Origin of the sequence: Rhodococcus sp. 14-2496-1d (assembly GCF_002259365.1) — a bacterium.
In the GTDB taxonomy this organism is placed as follows: domain Bacteria; phylum Actinomycetota; class Actinomycetes; order Mycobacteriales; family Mycobacteriaceae; genus Rhodococcoides.
Map to the genome: position 1 here is coordinate 122,965 of NZ_NPFV01000025.1, position 17,788 is coordinate 140,752.

General features: G+C 63.3%; 16 protein-coding genes. 6 read left to right on the top strand and 10 right to left on the bottom strand.

The annotated features are described in order from the left end of the window. Positions 1-18 precede the first annotated feature (18 nt). A complete protein-coding gene (locus CH296_RS18565) occupies positions 19-483 on the top strand; it encodes a DUF3558 domain-containing protein (protein WP_094685466.1) in 465 nt (154 codons plus the stop codon). A gap of 571 nt (positions 484-1,054) precedes the next feature. Here the strand turns inward: CH296_RS18565 and CH296_RS18575 are convergent. Next, complete coding sequence (locus CH296_RS18575) at positions 1,055-2,428, bottom strand: dicarboxylate/amino acid:cation symporter (protein ID WP_094685468.1); 1,374 nt, start codon at positions 2,426-2,428, stop codon at positions 1,055-1,057. A gap of 320 nt (positions 2,429-2,748) precedes the next feature. Here CH296_RS18575 and CH296_RS18580 point away from each other — a divergent pair, with 320 nt between their 5' ends. From CH296_RS18580 to CH296_RS18590, 3 genes are all read left to right on the top strand, one after another. Further along, positions 2,749-3,426 carry a vancomycin high temperature exclusion protein gene (locus tag CH296_RS18580; RefSeq protein ID WP_045194325.1) on the top strand — a complete coding sequence of 226 codons (678 nt, stop codon included), beginning with the start codon at positions 2,749-2,751 and terminating at the stop codon, positions 3,424-3,426. Next, positions 3,423-4,124 carry an aminoglycoside 3'-phosphotransferase gene (locus CH296_RS18585; RefSeq protein ID WP_094685469.1) on the top strand — a complete coding sequence of 234 codons (702 nt, stop codon included), beginning with the start codon at positions 3,423-3,425 and terminating at the stop codon, positions 4,122-4,124. Before CH296_RS18580 ends, CH296_RS18585 begins: the two co-directional genes overlap by 4 nt. A gap of 91 nt (positions 4,125-4,215) precedes the next feature. After that, positions 4,216-5,811 (top strand): ABC-F family ATP-binding cassette domain-containing protein, encoded by a 1,596-nt coding sequence (locus CH296_RS18590; protein ID WP_176459246.1) that lies wholly within the window; start codon positions 4,216-4,218, stop codon positions 5,809-5,811. A 10-nt stretch (positions 5,812-5,821) separates the two neighbouring features. On the opposite strand, the gene CH296_RS18595 is transcribed toward CH296_RS18590, so the two are convergent. The 8 genes from CH296_RS18595 to CH296_RS18630 all read right to left on the bottom strand — a co-directional run bounded on the left by CH296_RS18595 (position 5,822) and on the right by CH296_RS18630 (position 15,882). Beyond that, positions 5,822-7,438, bottom strand: a complete 1,617-nt coding sequence (locus CH296_RS18595) for an AMP-binding protein (protein WP_094685470.1) — start codon at positions 7,436-7,438, stop codon at positions 5,822-5,824. A gap of 20 nt (positions 7,439-7,458) precedes the next feature. Next, positions 7,459-8,757, bottom strand: a complete 1,299-nt coding sequence (locus CH296_RS18600; RefSeq protein ID WP_143546387.1) for a DUF2786 domain-containing protein — start codon at positions 8,755-8,757, stop codon at positions 7,459-7,461. 90 nt (positions 8,758-8,847) lie between these two features. Then, positions 8,848-9,657, bottom strand: a complete 810-nt coding sequence (locus CH296_RS18605; protein WP_094685472.1) for a hypothetical protein — start codon at positions 9,655-9,657, stop codon at positions 8,848-8,850. A gap of 184 nt (positions 9,658-9,841) precedes the next feature. Further along, on the bottom strand, positions 9,842-11,440 hold the full coding sequence (locus tag CH296_RS18610) for an FAD-dependent oxidoreductase (protein ID WP_094685473.1): 1,599 nt from the start codon (positions 11,438-11,440) through the stop codon (positions 9,842-9,844). Positions 11,441-11,487: 47 nt separating this feature from the next. Further along, a complete protein-coding gene (locus tag CH296_RS18615; RefSeq protein WP_094630705.1) occupies positions 11,488-12,507 on the bottom strand; it encodes a diiron oxygenase in 1,020 nt (339 codons plus the stop codon). A gap of 92 nt (positions 12,508-12,599) precedes the next feature. Further along, positions 12,600-13,901 carry a hypothetical protein gene (locus CH296_RS18620; protein ID WP_094685474.1) on the bottom strand — a complete coding sequence of 434 codons (1,302 nt, stop codon included), beginning with the start codon at positions 13,899-13,901 and terminating at the stop codon, positions 12,600-12,602. 91 nt (positions 13,902-13,992) lie between these two features. Beyond that, a complete protein-coding gene (locus CH296_RS18625) occupies positions 13,993-15,159 on the bottom strand; it encodes a hypothetical protein (RefSeq protein ID WP_094685475.1) in 1,167 nt (388 codons plus the stop codon). Positions 15,160-15,207: 48 nt separating this feature from the next. Beyond that, entirely contained in the window at positions 15,208-15,882 is a 675-nt protein-coding gene (locus CH296_RS18630; protein ID WP_094647322.1) for an NUDIX domain-containing protein, read from the bottom strand. 61 nt (positions 15,883-15,943) lie between these two features. On the opposite strand from CH296_RS18630, the gene CH296_RS18635 reads away from it, so the two are divergent. After that, the gene (locus CH296_RS18635; RefSeq protein ID WP_094685476.1) at positions 15,944-16,870 is read left to right on the top strand and encodes an ADP-ribosylglycohydrolase family protein; all 927 of its coding nucleotides are present in this window, start codon (positions 15,944-15,946) and stop codon (positions 16,868-16,870) included. Further along, positions 16,867-17,376, top strand: coding sequence for an O-acetyl-ADP-ribose deacetylase (locus CH296_RS18640; RefSeq protein ID WP_094647325.1), 510 nt, complete (start codon positions 16,867-16,869; stop codon positions 17,374-17,376). The genes CH296_RS18635 and CH296_RS18640 overlap by 4 nt, the downstream gene beginning before the upstream one ends. 18 nt (positions 17,377-17,394) lie before the next feature. Here CH296_RS18640 and CH296_RS18645 read toward each other — a convergent pair whose 3' ends face one another. Then, positions 17,395-17,745 carry a VOC family protein gene (locus CH296_RS18645; RefSeq protein ID WP_094685477.1) on the bottom strand — a complete coding sequence of 117 codons (351 nt, stop codon included), beginning with the start codon at positions 17,743-17,745 and terminating at the stop codon, positions 17,395-17,397. Positions 17,746-17,788: the final 43 nt, after the last annotated feature.

A 17,788-nucleotide genomic window follows, 5' to 3' on the forward strand; every position in this document is an offset into this window, starting at 1 on the left:
TGTCGAGAGGTTGAACGAATGCGGCTGGTGGGCGGGCGTTTGCTCGCGGTGGTCTGTGCTTCGGCGCTGGTGCTGACGGGGTGTGGGGGCTCGACGCAGGGCAGCCCGGTCGCGAGTCGGGACGCCTCGACGGAATCGACGACGGTGGCGGCCGGTCCGGAGCCATTCGATCCATGCACCATTCCGAAATCTGCAGTGACGGCAAGTGGATTGGACGTCAGCACTGAGCGACCGGATTTCGCAGGTCTCACCACCTACCCAGGTTGGAAAAACTGCACCTGGGACGCCTCCGGAACCAGCCCTTGGTATTACCTATCCGTCATGTCATCGATCAACTCGATCGACGAATACTTGCGGAGCCCACAGAATCAACGCCAATCGCCGTTGCAGGTCGGCTCACGCGACGCGGTGAGGTACAACACCGATTACCAGGGAGATCCGCCAACTGGCTGCGACATCGTGCTCGACGTAGGGGGAACCTGATCATCTTCGCCTTGGACAGGATCGGATTGGAAGACGTTTTGGGGGACCCTTGCGCCGAGGTCCAAAGACATGCCACCGAGCTCCAAAGCTTTTTGCCGGCCTGAACAGGGGACGCAATGATCAACGAATCCGAACGACTCGCCCAGAACTTGACCCACTGGCGGTCTCTACGACAGCAAGCATCGGACGGCACACTTCATATCGAAGCGGACATGGCGCGCGCGTGTGACAACGTATGTGCAAACTACCTGGACGATTGTACAGAATGCTCGAAATGACGCTCAGGCTGTCGAAACCCGAAGCGTTCGGAGAGCTGCCCTCAGCACAGATGCTCGGGGCAAAGTTTCACCGTTTGGCGGTTGGGGAGGACGGCTCAGCTCGGTTCGCAATTACGCGACAGATCGAGATAATCAAGACGATGCGGGAGTTCTTTCGACACTATTTCGCCAGTGTCGAGGCGACCGATACAGACACCGCGTCCGCGGTCGAAGCTCTGTCACCACCGCTATAGACGCCGATTCCCGACGACCCAGGTGCTCGGTCGTCGGGAATCGCAGATCGAATGGCTCTGTCAGCGAGCGAGTTCCACGTCCGCTTCCTCGTCGAAGAAGGGGTCACCGTTTCGCGGAGCGTTGTAGCGCTCGAGGTCGAGAATTCCCTCACGCTTGGCGACGATGGTCGGCACCAATGCCTGACCGGTCACGTTGACTGCGGTGCGTCCCATGTCGACGATCGGTTCCACCGCAAGCAACAGACCGACACCGGCCAACGGCAATCCGAGTGTCGACAGCGTGAGGGTGAGCATGACCGTCGCACCCGTTGTTCCTGCCGTTGCGGCGGAACCGATCACGGACACCACAATGATCAGCAGGTAATCGGTGATGGTGAGATCGATGCCGTAGAACTGAGCGACGAAGAGCGCTGCAATCGCGGGATAGATTGCCGCGCAACCGTCCATCTTGGTCGTCGCCCCGAGAGGTACCGCGAACGACGCGTACTCGCGCGGAACTCCGAGGTTGCGTTCGGTGACGCGCTCGGTGAGTGGCAGGGTTCCGATCGACGAACGCGAGACGAAGCCCAGCTGGGTGGCCGGCCACACTCCCGAATAGAAGTTGCGCACCGAAAGGCCGTGCGCGCGAACGATCAACGGGTACACCACGAAGAACACCACGGCGAGGCCGACGTAGATCGACACGGTGAAGACTCCGAGTGAGCCGATTGCATCCCAGCCGTAGGTCGCCACTGCGTTGCCGATGAGGGCGGCGGTGCCGATCGGTGCCAAGCGGATGATCCACCACAGCACCTTCTGCACGATGGCCAACAGTGACGCGTTGAACTCGAGGAACGGCTCGGCTTTCTTGCCTACCTTGAGTGCCGCGATACCGATGGCAGCGGCAATGACGAGCAACTGCAAGATGTTGAAGCTCAGCGATGTGGTTGCGGTGCCGCTGTCGGCGACCGTAGTTCTCGCACCGAGCGCGAGGAAGTTGTTCGGCACCAGCCCCGTGAGGAACGACCACCACGACCCGACGCTCGACGGATCGCCCGCCGAATCGGCGCCCGCGCTGGTACGCGAGCCGGGCTGCGCGACCAACCCGATCACGATGCCGATGATGACGGCGATGAATGCCGTGATGGCGAACCACCACAGCGTCTGGATCGCCAGACGGGCAGCATTGGTGACCTCGCGCAGGTTGGCGATGGAACTGACGATCGCCGTGAACACCAGCGGGATCACCGCGACGGTGAGAAGTTTGACGTAGCTCGAACCGATGGTCGACAGGGTGCCGACCAACCAGTTCTCGTTCCCGTCGGCGGCGTCGGGCATCGATCGGGCGATGAGTCCGAATACGACTCCGAGAATGAGTCCGGCAATGATCTGTGGACCGAATGCGGTTGCCCAGGTACGGACACGGCGCGTTCGGGTAGCGCTGGGGGCAGACATGGATATGCCTTTCGAAAAGGAGAGGTGTCGCCAGGGATGGGCGACAGAAGTGCTGGTCGGCCGATGGGCCGAACTTCAGGGGGTTGCGGTCTGGAGGACCGTCAACAGGTTGCGCTGGCTTGCAGACGCAAGTCGACATACCGTCGAGAGGTCAGCAGCGGATTCACTGATCGAACGGTACTCCGCCTCCGAACTGCGCAATCAAGCAGGGGCGGGCTCTGAGGGATCACTGTGGAATCGGTATGGGTGCGCTGCGGCGACCCTCGGTCGCCGTATTCGTGGGTTAGCTTGAGGTTTCCTGACGACGACGAAACGAGATCATGAGTACCGAATCGAAGCCCCGAGGATTGGGCCGGCGACTCGTCGGTGCCTTCTGTGCGGTCGTCGCCGCCCTGGTTGCCGTCGTTCTGGCATCGGCCGGTTGGGTGGCGTATGCGACGGCGGGGAAGGTCTACGACGTCGACGATGCGCCGGACGCGCCGGTGGCCATCGTCCTCGGTGCACAGGTGCGCGACGGCAAGCCGATGCGATTTCTGGCCGGACGGCTCGACACGGCGATTGCCTTGATGGCAGCGGGGAAGATCAAGGCAATCCTGGTCTCCGGTGACGCGGACGGCAACTCCGGCAACGAGATTCAAGCCATGACCGACTACCTGATCGAGCACGGAATCGACCCCAGTGTGATCATCGGAGACGATCACGGCATCGACACCTACGACACCTGCGCCCGCGCAAAGGAGACGTTCGGCGTCGAACGGGGACTGATCATCAGCCAACCCCTCCACGTGTCGCGAGCAGTAGCGTTGTGTGAGGACATGGACCTCGACGTCGACGGAGTCACGGCCGAGTGCATCGACTGCAATACCCTTGCAGTGGTGCGTAACTACGCGCGAGAGTTGCTGGCGCGCCCCAAAGCGGTACTGGATCTGTGGTCGGGTCGCGACCCCGTGGTGGTGTCTCCGCCCGTCGATTCTCTTGCGAACATCACCGATCGATGAGTGTGCCCGACGGCGACATCACAGTGCCGACCGTGGTGCGAGACTTGGCGGGACCTGACGATATCGAGCCGGTGTGGTCGAATGAACTGGGCGGGTTGACTTTTCGTCTCGGCACAGGACGCTACGTCAAGTGGACGCCGGTCGCGGCCTCGATCGACTTGGAGGAGGAGAGGCGTCGTCTGCAGTGGGTGATTCGATACAGCCCGGTGCCCGAGGTCCTCGACACCGGTTCCGATGACTCGGGCTCCTGGATGGTGACCGAGGCCTTGCCGTGGGGGAACGCGGTAGCCGATCGGTGGAAGACCGACCCGGCTGTCGCAGTTCGAGGGGCGGCGACCGGCCTTCGGGCGTTTCATGATGCTGTCCCCGTCGCACAATGCCCGTTCGATTGGTCGGTGATCTCTCGCATCGGCGATCGCGACCTGCCGGTCGAACCGCCGCCGATCGATCGACTCGTCGTGTGCCACGGCGACGCTTGCATGCCCAACACCCTGATCGCCGACGACGGATCCTGGGCAGCACACGTCGACATGGGCACCATGGGCGTCGCCGATCGATGGGCAGACCTGGCACCGGCAATCTGGAGCACCGAGTACAACTTCGGACGCGACTACTGCGCGGCCTTCTTGGACGCGTACGGCATCGACCTCGACAGTGAGCGCCTCGCTTACTACCTGTGGTTGTGGGAGTCCACGTGAGCAGCAGAATCGAACGGAGCCGCGCGCGGCTAGAGTGAGCGAGCCCGGTTCGACTACTCAGCGGACCCGTGTATTCAGGAGAAGTGGACGCTTGAGCTGGATTCGCTTGAACGACGTTGCCAAGGGATACGACCAGAAGGTGATGCTGCGCGAGGTGTTCTTTCGTCTCGCCGACGGCGATCGCATCGGTCTGATCGGGCGCAACGGAACGGGCAAAACCACCCTGCTGCAGCTGCTTCTTGGACGTGAGACGCCCGATACGGGAACGGTCGATGTCACCGAGGGCGCCCGGATCGGGTACTTCTCGCAGTTCTCGGAACTCGACGGCGATCGCAGCATCCAGGCGGAGCTCGAATCTCTTTTCGTCGCTGTCCACGCTATCGAGGTCGAGTTGGCCGAGGTCGAGGCCGCACTCGGAGGTGACCTCGACGAGAAGCAGATGTACAAGCTCGTCGACCGCCAAGCCGAACTGCTCGACGCCATGGAGAACAGCGGCGGTTGGACCTACCACCAGCAGATCGACACGGTGCTGTCGATGCTCGGATTCAACGCCGAACGACGTGAGCTTCCTGTCGATCGACTGTCCGGTGGTTGGCGCAACCGCGCAGCGTTGGCCAAGATCCTCATCGAGGCCCCGGACGTCCTGCTCCTCGACGAGCCGACGAACTTCCTCGATGTTGCCGGAATCGCGTGGCTCGAACGTTGGCTACGAGATTTCCGCGGCGCGCTTCTCGTTGTCTCGCACGACCGCGCATTCCTCGAGCAGGTCGTCACCAGCATCGTCGAAATCGAGAACCATCACCTGCAGACGTACGACGGTAGTTATTCGGAATACGTTCAGCAGAAACAGTTTCGACTCAAGAACCTCGAACGTGAGTTCAGCAACGAACAACAGCTGCTGGCCTACGAGCAAGAAGCGATCAGTGATCGCAAGGAAGCAGTGAAGAACCCCAGCGGGGTGCTCAAACGTCGACTGGCGAACATCAAGAAGAGCAAGAGTCCACGGCCGGTCGACACGGTGGTCACCGCTATCTACGGCGGTCTGCATGTGCACGACAACCTGGCGGAGATCAACGGGATCGCCAAGAGCTATGGGGAGCAACGACTCTTCGACAACATCTCCTTCACCGTGCACCGCGGTGACCGCATCGCCATCACCGGACCCAATGGATGTGGAAAGACCACTCTCGTCGACATTCTCGTCGGTGCCGAGCAGCCGGACAGCGGCAAGATCAAATGGAAGACCAAAGCGCCGTCGTTCATCTACTACAACCAGGTGCTGGCCGATCTCGATCTCGACGACACGGTGTCGCATTCGGTGAACGCGATGCCGGGCAGTCTCGCTCTGACGGCGACGAAGAAGGAAGTGCACCGCTTTCTCACGTTGTTGCAGTTCTCCGAGATGGATCTCAAGTCGAAGATCGGCGTGCTGTCCGGAGGGCAGAAGGCACGAGTTGCATTGGCGCAGTGCCTGTTGTTCGGCGCAGGCGTCATCGTGCTCGACGAGCCCACCAACCACCTCGACCTGCAGAGCACCCAGGTGCTCGAACGCGCACTGATGGCGTTTCCCGGCGCGGTGATCCTGGTGAGCCACGACAGGTTCTTCGTCGAGAAGGTGGCATTTCGGCAGTTGTCGTTCGACGGCAAGGGCGGCGTCACCGAAATCGCCGGTGTGCAGATGGCGTGACCAGAGCGGGCTACCCGTTGATCTTCGACGCGGACGTGCCCCACTCGGCGTCGCGCAGCTCCTTCTTCCTGATCTTGCCGGTCGATGTCTTCGGCAGCTCGACGATGAATTCGACGTTGCGCGGGGCCTTGTACGACGCGATGGCCGATTTCACGTGCGCCACGAGCTCGGCTTCCGAGGCGTCCGCGCCGGGCACCAGCACCACGAACGCCTTCGGTCGCTCTCCCCACTTGTCGTCGGGAACCCCGATGACCGCAACATCGGCGACGGCAGGATGGCTCGCCAGCGCCTGCTCCACCTCGATGGTCGAGATGTTCTCGCCGCCGGAAATGACGACGTCCTTGGCGCGATCGAGTAGCTGAACGTAGCCGTCGGGATGCATCACCCCGAGGTCACCGGAATGGAACCAGCCGCCCGCGAAAGCCTTTGTCGTTCCGGCGGTGTCGTTGTAATACCCCTTCATGACGTTGTTGCCGCGCATGACGATCTCGCCCATTTCGCCGCCGTCGGGTTCGACGTCGATCAACACTCCACCGGGACCGGGCTTGTCGCGTACCACGCGCAGACGGTCCGCAGTGAGCATGCCGACTCCCTGTCTGGCCAAACGACGAGCCTGTTCGTCGGCGTCCAGTTCGAGCCACTCCTGCTTTGCCTCGCACACCGAATAGGGACCGTAGGTTTCGGTGAGGCCGTAGACGTGTACGAGCGTTGCTCCCAATGCTCGGATCTTGGCGATGATCGTCGGGCTCGGAGGAGCTCCCGCTGTGACGATGGTCAGCGGTCGATCGAGTGAATGTGCCTCTGCAGCAGTGGCGAGAGTGGTCAACACGGTCGGCGCACCGGCAAGGTGATCGACGCCGTTGTCGATGGCCGACCAGATGGCGTCGCCGCGCACTCCGCGAAGGCATACGTGTGTGCTGGACGCGGCTGTGACCGCCCACGTGGTGCACCACCCGTTGCAGTGGAACATCGGCAGCGTCCATAGATAGCGGGTGTCGACACCGAATCCCTGGTGGTGCAGTTCGCCCAGGGAATTGAGGTAAGCACCGCGGTGGGTGTACATCACGCCCTTGGGTCGACCGGTGGTGCCCGAGGTGTAGTTGATCGTGATGGTCGACGTCTCGTCGTCGACCTCCCACTCTATCGGTTCGTCCGTGCCCCGTTCGAGGAATGCGTCGTATCGAGTGGTGTGCGGCAGCTTCTCGTACGTGCCGTCCACCGAGGGAGTCTCGACGATCTCGGTGACCGAATCTGCGATGGGATCTGTTCCAAGGCCGGCCAGCAGTGCCGAATCACCCACCAAAAGAACCGAACCGGAATGATCGCAGATGTAGCGAACTTCGTCCGGTGAGAGCCTGGTGTTGATCGCGACCAGAACGGCACCGGCCAGCGGCACCGCGTAGTGCGCGAACAGTAGCTCCGCCGAGTTCGACGCGATGTAGGCCACCCGATCGCCGTGGCCGACCCCCGACGCGCGCAGTGCACGCGCGAGCCGGGTGACGGCGGCGGCGAACTGCTCGTAGGTGAAGGTGCGCGGTCCGTCCTCCACGGCGGTCTTGTGGGGATGAACCTCGGCAGCGCGTTCGAGGAAGCGAAGTGGCGTCAGCGGAGTATCCAGACCGGTCATGTCAGCCAATGTAGCCCGCACTACGAGGCCAGATCGGATTTGTCGATACGTTCGCGCCCACCGGTCAGGTCGGCGCGTTCGGCGGCAGCGCGGCCGGCATACGATCCCGCCGCATTGTTGCTGCTGAACCTGATCGTTTTCGTCGCCGGGTACCGGGCGGCGTACACACGATCCACGGCATCGGATCGCTTCGCCAGGATGGGCACCAGTGCAGAACCGTGTTGCTGTGTTGCCGCCGCCGTGGCTCGCTTGCGTGCGTCCTGAAGTCGTTCGCCGACTCGATGGGCGTATGCGATCAAGAATGCGTTGCGGAAGCTGCGTGTGCGCGTAGTCGGAGATTCGGCGACCTCGTCGAGTGCACGTGCCGACTGGACCAGCAGCGAGGTGTACAGCAGCTCGCACAGATCGAGATCGACGGGCATGCCGATGACGCTGGCGAGCAAGTACTTCTTCTTCCATAGCGTCCTGGTGCCATTTGCATGACATACGCAGTGCAGCAGAAGCAGTTTGGCTTTGGAGTACGGATTGCTCACCATGATGCGACGGGTGACGACATCGTCGATCAGGCTGCGATGGTTCCCCGCGTCGAGAAGCGCACTGTCGATCGCGTAGCGGGTCATCAGATCCTGGGCCTTGGCCGATAATGCCTCGGCCTCAGCGGGGAATTGCGTCGACTCGGCTTTGGCCAGCAGCCCTCGTATTCTGCCGAGCATCTTCGAGTCCGTGGCTTGTCCGGGGCCGCTCGCTGCCGACTGTGAGGTCCATCGACCCGGAGGGGGCAGGAGCTTCTCGAGGGGCAACAACCACGTCGCACAACCGAGTACGAGCAACAGCGTGTACCAGGACTGCGTCGACGATCGTCGGTTGTACGACCGCCACCGCCGAAGGCGCTCGGCCGTCGTGCCCCCTGCGTAGTCGATGTGCAGCTCGGACAATTGATCACGCCAGGAACCCGGAGCGAGGCGCTCCGCTGAGCTTCGCGCCGCGTGTGCGCCGATAGCCTCGACCATGACCACAGTGGCGTCGCCTCCGGCGCACTGGCGGGTTACGTGCACCAGTTCGGCCGGCTGCCAACCACTCTCGAAAGCAGCGTCGAGAGCCTCGTCGAGTGTTCGCGCTGCGCGGTCGTGCACCGGACGACTCTGTTGCTCGCCCACAGCGGCCAAGCGTTCTGCAACCAGCCGGACCCTGTCTCTCCCGGCTGATCCGAGTTGGGCGAAACCGATTCCGCTGTCGAGCAATTCGCTCGGGTCGGCATCCTCCCACGCGTTCGTCGCGCGCGTGTACTTGAAAAAATTGTCCAGATCGATACGACTCATCGTCGTCCCCTCCACGTCCCCCGGTGTGGTCCCCGAACTGTTCGGTGAGACGCAGAGTAAGGGAGGGGTCCGACAAACTATTCGAACGTGTCAGCGAGGAGCGAGCATCTGCAGTAGTTCCTCGACCGACGGCAGGCCGGGTATCACGGGAAGGTTCGGAAGAGGAGCGGCGGCGGGCGGTGCCGTCAATTCGATGCCGCCGAGGCCCGCCATGACGTCGTCGGTGTTGGATCGGGTCGGTCCGTATGTATTGGATGCAATGACGAAGTCATCGCCGATCGACGCGGACGCCACCACACTCGATCGGTCGTCGGCCCATCCCCACTTGGTCCCGGTCACGCCGGGCAACTGCTCGGTGCCCCAGTCCTGAACCATTCCATCGCGTGCCACAGGAGCCGCGGTGTTCATCCATGCGAGGACGGGGCTGGCGGGATCGGTGCGCTTCTTCGCCGCCAGGAATCGCACCGTGTCGGCTGTGCTCGTGGACGAGTTGCCCCAGAAACCGCCCCGCGAGGTAGAGGTGAGTCCGAATTCCGCGGCGGTTGCCGAAATCGCCTGTGGGTACTTGTTGTCGAGCGTCGAAGCGGCACCGTCGTCGCTGACTTGGACCATCCTGGCTGCCAGGTCGAGGTCTCTGGGCGAACCGTCGCCGAAGCGGACGACGTAGTCGGCCATGTAGAGCTTGACCGTGGACAGTCCCGGGCGCGCCGAGTTGTCCTCCGCGCTGCCCACGTAGGTCCCCGTCGGAATGTGTTCGTACGACAGCGAGGTCCGGGCCGGGACATTTGCGAGGTCACCGGGCGTCGGCAGAGCCTGGGCCGGTACCGCGCACACCAACGCCACGGCAATACCGACAATTGGGACAGCAGTCCTGGTGAAGATGCGTCGCAGGGCCGTCATCTCGTACTCCTCGAGGTGTTGGCTCGCCGCGAATCGGTGGCCGATGCCTTGGTTTACCCCGATGGTCGACGCTTCAACCTCGACACCGCTTCCCTGGTTCTGCGGCCTTCGTCACCCGGATGAATGTGGCTTTCTTGCAGTTGGAGTGACCGAAAGGCGCATTGATCCCAACCGAGGTGAGCAATCAGGAGCGGCGCAGGGCCAGCAGCCTGTCTTTCGAGCGTCGTAGCGTGCCCCGGTTCGCCCCGGTCGGCCAGGTGTCGGGCAGCTCGATCGGATCCGTCAGGCGACCGGCGTTGAAGTCGTCGACCAAATGGCCGACGGTTTCCTGAGCGCAGGATTTGTTGGTGCCGATGAATCCCGAGGGACCCCGCTTGATCCACCCGGTGACGTAGCTGCCGACCGAAGTCTGCCCGCCGGATTCCTCCAGCACACGGCCGCCGGTGTTGGGAATGATGCCCGCCCGGTCGTCGAACGGAACTCCGGGAAGCGCGACACCGCGGTAGCCGATGGAGGTGAGGACGAGTCCGGCCTCGATGCTCTCCACGTCGCCGGTCGGAGTGCTGCGAACCACGTCGTCGCCGTCCGCGGAGAGGCCCATTCGGTCGAACTCGATTCCCGTCACGCGGTCGGTGCCCAGGATTCTGGTGGGAGAGAGAAGGTAGCGCAGAGTGATTCGCTTGCGGCCGTCGCTGTGCTCGGGGGATTCGTCGACGTGGCGAAGCAGTTGCAGCTTCTGTGCCACGGCGTGGGGTAGGTCGTCGGTCTCGGCGAGTCGGACGGTGACGGGATCGAGTGCGAGTTCGCTGCGATCGATGGCCAGGTCGATATCGGGGACGGTCAACAATCCGGCGAACTCGGGCACCGTGAAGGCGGACTGAGCAACTCCGCGTCTGCCGACGACGACAACTTCACGAACTGCGCTGTGGCGCAGGGCGTCCAAGGCATACGGTGCGATGTCGGTCTGGGCGAGCGCATCCGGATTCATCGTCAGAATGCGCGCGACGTCGAGTGCAACGTTGCCATTACCGATGACGACGGCACGTTCGTGCGAAAGGTCGAAGGTGCGGTGCGCGTGATCGGGGTGGCCGTTGTACCAGGCGACGAAGTCGGTCGCCGAACTGCGCCCGGGCAATTCGGCTCCTGGAATGCGGAGCTCACGATCCGATGATGCCCCGACGGCGTAGATCACGGCATGGTGGGTGTCCATCAACTCGTCGTGGGTGACGTCCTTGCCGACCTCCACACCGAGGTGGTAGGTGAATCCCTCTTGCGCGGAGATGGTTTCGAACAACCGGGACACCTGACGTGTCTTCTGATGATCGGGTGCGACGCCGAGTCGGGCGAGGCCGTGAGGCCGCGGAAGTCGATCGTAGACATCGACGCGAACGCCGGGTTGGGTGAGCAGCTCGTCCGCTGCGTACATGGCCGACGGTCCCGATCCGACGATTGCGACTCGTAGCGGCTGACGATCCCTCGATACCGAGGCTGCAGGTGTGACCGGTGCCAGGATGGGCCGCGGCGGGCGCTCCTGCTTGTAGAAATCTGCATTGATCGTCAGGAACGGCAGTTGTGCCTCGGTCAGTTTCGCCTGCGGCACAATGGCGTCGACCGGGCAGGCCGAGACACATGCGCCACAATCGACACACGATTGCGGGTCGATGTGCAACATTTCTGCCGTCAGGAAGTCCGGCTCGTCTGGAGTGGGATGAATGCAGTTGACGGGACACGCGTAGACGCATGACGCGTCGCTGCAACATGACTGGGTGACGACGTGGGGCATGAGGGGTTCCTGACGGCAGGGGCAAGAATGGCTGAGCGGCGAGAGGGCTATGCGGCGAACTGGCTCGAGCTGCGGTCGGGTTCGCTACGGAAACGCGACGCTTTGCCGTCGATTCCGCACAGCTTCCACACCAGGCGAGCAGCGCGGTTCATCATGCCGGTGTCGGTGGCCAGCATGCGCACATCTCCGAAGTAGTCCTGGAGCGCGTGCTGTGATTCCTCGGTGCCCCAGAACAGGTCCTTCTTCACCTGCTTGGGAATGTCGAACTTGGTCCAGAACTTCTTCGGCGGAATGACGATGACGTCGCACAGGATGCGCATCGTGACCGGGAAGGCCAGCGAGAGCAGGAACCGCCCGGCCTTGGACATCTTGGGAACGCGACGTCGCAGCAATTGGTGCGCGAACGAGATGTGTCGTGCCTCCTCGGCGACGTGAATTGCCATGACGCTCTGCATGATCGGATGGATGTCTTCACCGGACCGCAGGACCGACTTCTGAATGTGGTCGATGGGTTCCTCGCCTGCGAGAACGCCGACGAAGAACAGTTCGGGCAGCAGCGTGGCGAACAGGGGAATGAACGGCGAGAGCATCTTCATGGGCCGACTCATGCCGGGGGCGTCGGAATCGACGCGGTTGACCATCTCCTGGAACATCAGGGTGTGGTTGCACTCTTCGATGGATTCGTGAGTGCAGTACCGTGCTTCGGCCGAGCCGTTGGGCAGGGAGAACACGTACTGCATCATGCCGCGGATCAGGATGTTCTCGAATTGTAGACCGACCTTGGCGACGTTGGCCTGGCGCCACATGCCGATCTCGATCTGCTTCTCGAGCGGCAGTGCGCGGTACCAGTCGTGGCCGCCGATCGGGTCGGTCTTGGCGGGGAGTACCCAGCGGGGATCGTTCGCAGGTACCGCGAACTTCTCGGACTCCCAGTCGATGTCGACGTACGGATCGAAGTGCTTGTGCACAGAACCCTCGGACAGCAAAGTGAGCGTCTCGTTGTACTGCTGTTCGTCCGTGGTGTCGGTATCGACCGAAACGGACGTGGTGCCTGTCGTCAGTGTCATGGCTTCTCCAAACGAGGTGCGAACATAGGGTTAATGTAACCCCAGTTAACACGAAAGGGAAGCGCGTAGAAGAAATCCTGTTGGGTCGCTGCCTACTGTTCGTCCGAACGCTCGTCGGAGATCTCTGCCACCTCGTCGGTCTCGAACAGCTGCAACTGGATCGCCGACGGATCGACCACCGGCGTGACCTGCTCGGGTGTGCTGCGCAGTACCTCGCGCAGAGCGGTAACCGCGCGGCCCCACTTGCCCGCTTCTCGGTCTGCCTCGTCGACGTCGCAGTGTTCGTCACCGAGATCTGCAGCGACGGCCATACCCCGCCACGACGCCTCCTGCTCGGCGCTGATGCGCAGGTAGGAGACGACGACATCGCGATCGGAGGAGCAACGACCGAGGACGGTGTCGAGGTCGAGGGATTCGTCGGACCGGGCGAGAAGCTCGACCAGTTCGAGCAGCCCGTCCGGAAAGTCGTCCGCGTCGATCGGCGGCGGAGTCGGTTCCCCGAGTGCGCCGCCGAAATCCTCGGCGAACTTCTCGTCGACCTGCTCCCACACGTGGCTGAGCATTCGCACCGCCCACAGCAGGTGATCGGCAACGAAGGGGGACCCGCTCACTCGCACCTGCGCGACGATGCAGTCCTGCACCAGGTGCAGCATCACGTCGGGGAGTTGCAGATTGAGATCGACCAGCAACTCGGCTGCGCGGGTTCGTCCGGATACGGCGTGCACCAGCGTCGAATTGATCTCGACCACCGGTTCGGTGGGCTTGACCGACACGTAGGCGGTACCGCCCGCGAACCGCAGGGGGATGTCGCCGTCGGGGTCGTGATCCGGCGGGAAGCCGAACCATGGCTCGAGGGCGCGGTCGACGAGTTGCTGTAGGTGCTCCTTGCCCTTCGGTTGCACGCACAGTGGGACGACGGCCGTGTCGGTCTCGGCGGTGGTGGCGTCGAAACTCGGGACGTCGTAGCGACCGGTGGCGCGTGAGCCCAGGAAGGACGGGTGGGGCAGACCCCAGATGTCGCGAAACACCGCGACGGTCTTCTTCGCCAGATCATCGGACCACGAGCGATTTCGGTCGACGTGTGGTGCCGTGGGCTCCGAATCGACCGACGTGCGAAATCCGATATGGCTGAGCGCATCTCGCTGCTCGACGGTGATGGCGCGGCTACTGTGCAGGTGCTCGTTCGCGGGAATTTCGCAGCGGACCATATCCAGATCCCAGGCATAGAACTGCACACAGGCGGCGGTGTCGGGCACGCCGTCGGTGGTGTCGTAACGCGACTCGATCACCAGCGCATCGCCGTCGCGCATCGCGCTGACGTAATCGCCGAGCTTGCGCTGGAAGTGCATCCAGGCAGCGTCGACGTCGAAGTCGAACTCGAGTGAATCGCTCATGTCGGCTCCTTACCCAGATCGCGTCGACGTAACGCGCAGTCGGTGACGCTAGCGGCGACCACCGACAGGGTCTCGGCGCTCGCGTGGGTTGTCACGACGATGCCGAATCCTCGACCGAGCCGTAGAGCGGGTCGTCCTGCGACTCCTCGTCGATCACACCGAACGGCTGCGCCTCGGCCACACCGTCCAGCACTGCCGGACGCAACGCGTGCGGAACGGCGAGTACTTCCTCGATCCTGACGAGGATGCCCTGCTCGATGAGGGATCGAACGCGGTGATCGATCAGCTGTGCCGTACGCAGATCCTCACCTTCGAGCTCGGCGTAGTCCTCGCCCTCGTTGTTGATCGGCAGCTCGTCGGTCATGGCAGCCAGCAGCGTCTGCACCGCGAACGTGTTGGCCAGCGACCGTGACACGTCGGGGTCGTCGGCGTCTCCCGACAGCTGCACGCGAACGTGTTCGGCAACCAGCTCGTGCACGGTCTCGGCTCCACGGCCGGCCAGCGAATGGGCGTTGTCTCCCGGCCGGGCGGTGTCTCCGTCGATGCGAATCAATTCGGTGGCGATGGCCGTCGACCAGTAATCGACCGCGGCACCCACATCGAGCCGGGCGGGATCGACCAGGGCCGAGCCGACGGCCTCCTGTAGGTCGGCGTTGTCGGCCACCGCCAATCCGTCGGCCACACGCGCGACGATGTCGTCGAGGGCGGGCAGCAGCGGAAGCGCCGAGATCGCGGCGAGTTCCTGGGCCAGGGAAACGTCGGGCAGGTCGATGTCGTCGGCATCGAGCATGTCGGGCTCGTCGCCCTCGAGGAAGTCCGAGAGGTCTTCCATGCAGTGCGCGTAGTCCTCGGGGCTGCCGTCCCAGAGATCGGTCTCGTCGAGGAATGTCAGGTATTGCAGCGAGGTGAGAACGAGATTGACCGCGGTGTCCTCCGCAGTGTCGGACTCTTCCTGCAGGATCCGTTCGGCCGCATCCACCAGCAGGTGCGCATCTGCGGGAAGCCATGCGCTGGGCGAGAATCCCTGACGCGCACCGGCCAGTTGGGTCAGTGTCGACGACACGAGCCGAGAGATGGCCTCCGACTGTTCCGACATCTCGCTCTCGTCGAGCCATTCGACGAAACCGTCGATCAGGTCGGCGATGCGTTCGGTGACGGCACCGGTCGGGGCCGGTCGGGATTGCTGGTGACGCCGTTGCCGGGCCTTGGTCTTTTCTGCGCGTTTCTGTCCGCGGTTGGCAGGCCGCTTCGATCCCATGACTCCCAGCTTATCTGTTGGCATGTCCGGTTTCGCCGATCCGTGCCCTCAGCGAAGAAGGAACGATCCCGCAGCCGCGGGAAGAGCTGGATCCGCGGCACGGCGATACAGCTCTGCGGGGCGGCCGCCACCTGCGGTCGAGGTTGCGCCCGTCCCTTGCAACGAGCCGATGACGTGGCGTCGGAAAGTGTCTTTCGGCAGCGGGCGATCGAACACGATCTCGTACAGCTCACGGAGTTCGAGAAGGGTGAATCGAGCGTCCGTCAACAGCGCGGGATCGACCTCACGCGCGTAGCGATGACGGAGGTCGAGCACCGCCTCGGTCACCATGTCGCCGTGATCGAAGGCCAGCGACGAGACCGGTTCCGAGCCGTCGATCGGCATCGATTCTGTTGTGGGAGCAAGTGATCGAGCCGATATCGCTGCGCTGTGCGCCATCGACAGTACCCATCCACGGTCGTCGCGATCAGGACCGTCGAACATCCTCAGCTGATGAAAGGAGAGATCGATCAGGCCTGCCTTCGTCCTCAACGCGCGGTCGGCCGCGTCGGCGAGAGTCTCCGACGGCCGCAGGAAAGTGCCCGGTAACGCGAGGCCGCGGTCCGACCGAACGACGACGACGTGCAGTCGCCGTTCGCGGATGGTCAGTACTGCGACGTCGACGGCCACCGAGGGGCGCGGATAGTCGGTCAGAGCCTTGCCGTCTTTGTCTCGCCACGTCATGTCTTGCATCTTAGCGCCGATGTGATCTATGGTTAGCGCAATATCAATCTAAGGGGTAGAGATGCGGTTGACCGACATTCAGCACGATCGGGCGCGAGGGGTTCTGCTCGGAACCGCGGTGGGCGATGCTTTGGGCGCAGGATACGAATTCGGGTATCCCACGTCCGAGGAGACCATCGCCATGATCGGCGGCGGATCATTCGACTGGGCTCCGGGCGAATGGACCGACGACACCTCGATGGCGCTTTGCATCGCGCGCGCACTCGAGCAGGGCGGCGACGTCGACGAGATCGCCGGGTACTTTCGCGACTGGTTCGACCAGAACCCTCCGGACGTGGGGAACCAGACTCGGCTGGTGCTGTCGCAGCCGACACTCGACGGTGCCGATATGACTGCGGCGGCAGCGTCGTTGGCCGGTAGAACCGGAGGCAACGGATCACTCATGCGAACGGCACCGATTGCCCTGGCCTACCTCGACGACCCGGCCGGTTGTCGAGATGCTGCGGCGCGGATCAGTGCCCTCACCCACTCCGATCCCCGTGCCGGTCAAGCGTGCCAATTGTGGAGTCACGCAATTCGATACGCGATTGTGAACTCCACCTACGACGGCGTGACCGAGTTCTTGAACGAGGCCGAAGCCGACGTCCGCGAGTTCTGGCAGCCCCTGCTTCGTCAGGCACAGGAGGGGCAGCCGTCCGACTTCCCGAACAACGGCTGGGTGGTCCACGCTCTGCAAACGGCGTGGTGGGCAATCCACCGATCTGCCGACGCGGAGCAGCCCCTGCCCGCCGCTCTCGAACTGTGCGTCCGCGCCGGCGGCGACACCGACACCACGGCGGCCATAGCCGGAGGACTCCTCGGAGCGCGTTGGGGCGCATCGGCGGTGCCGAGCGAATGGCGCGACATCGTCCACGGCTACCCGGGATTGCGCGCCGACGACCTCGACCGAATCACCTCGAACATCATTGCAAAGAAGGAGCTTTCATGACAGTCATCGACGTCGTCCAGGGCGACATCACGGACGTGGCGGCAGACGCGATCGTCAACGCTGCCAACACTCGATTGCTCGGCGGCGGGGGAGTGGACGGTGCCATCCATCGAGCCGGTGGACCCGAGATCCTCGCAGAATGCAAGGCGCTGCGGGCCACCACCCTGCCCCACGGCCTCGACATCGGGGCAGCCGTCGCTACCACCGCGGGCCGACTTCGAGCCGGCTGTGTCATCCACACCGTCGGCCCGCGCTACTCCCCGCACGAGGACAGATCGGAGCTGCTGCGACTGTGCTACGCCCGGAGTCTGGCGCTGGCAGCGTCGATGAACATGAAGTCCATCGCATTTCCACTGGTTTCCGGCGGCTCCTATGGATGGCCGATGCAGGATGCAGTCACCCAACAAGTCCTGGCAGTCAAAGCTGCCCGACCGTCGGTCGACCTCGTCATGCTGGTCGCCTACTCCCATGAAGCCGCGGACCTGACGCGGCGGTTGGTGGGTTGACTGTCGAGGACCGCCCGATCAGTAGTGCTCGCGAAAGCCGCCGATCGCAGTGATGGAATTGCCGTCGGGATCGGAGACGGTCGACAGTCTGACTCCTTTGTTCGCGTCGACGATGGTGCCGAAGTCGATACCGCGGGAACGAGCGGCATCGACGAACACCTCGATGTCTCCGACGGCAACGTTGAACAACGACGAGCCTGCCCGCTCGGGATCGACGGTCACCTGCAGCCACGCAGCCGAAGCAAGCCGCCACTCCACCAGACTCGGCATCGGATTGTTGTCGGGGCGGCGGTCGAACAGCTGCTCGTACCACTGTCGTGCCGAGTCGATATCGCGCACCGCCACCACGGCAAGCACATGTTCGATCATTGCGTTCTCCTCACAATCGTTCGGGTTCGCAGATATGGACCGG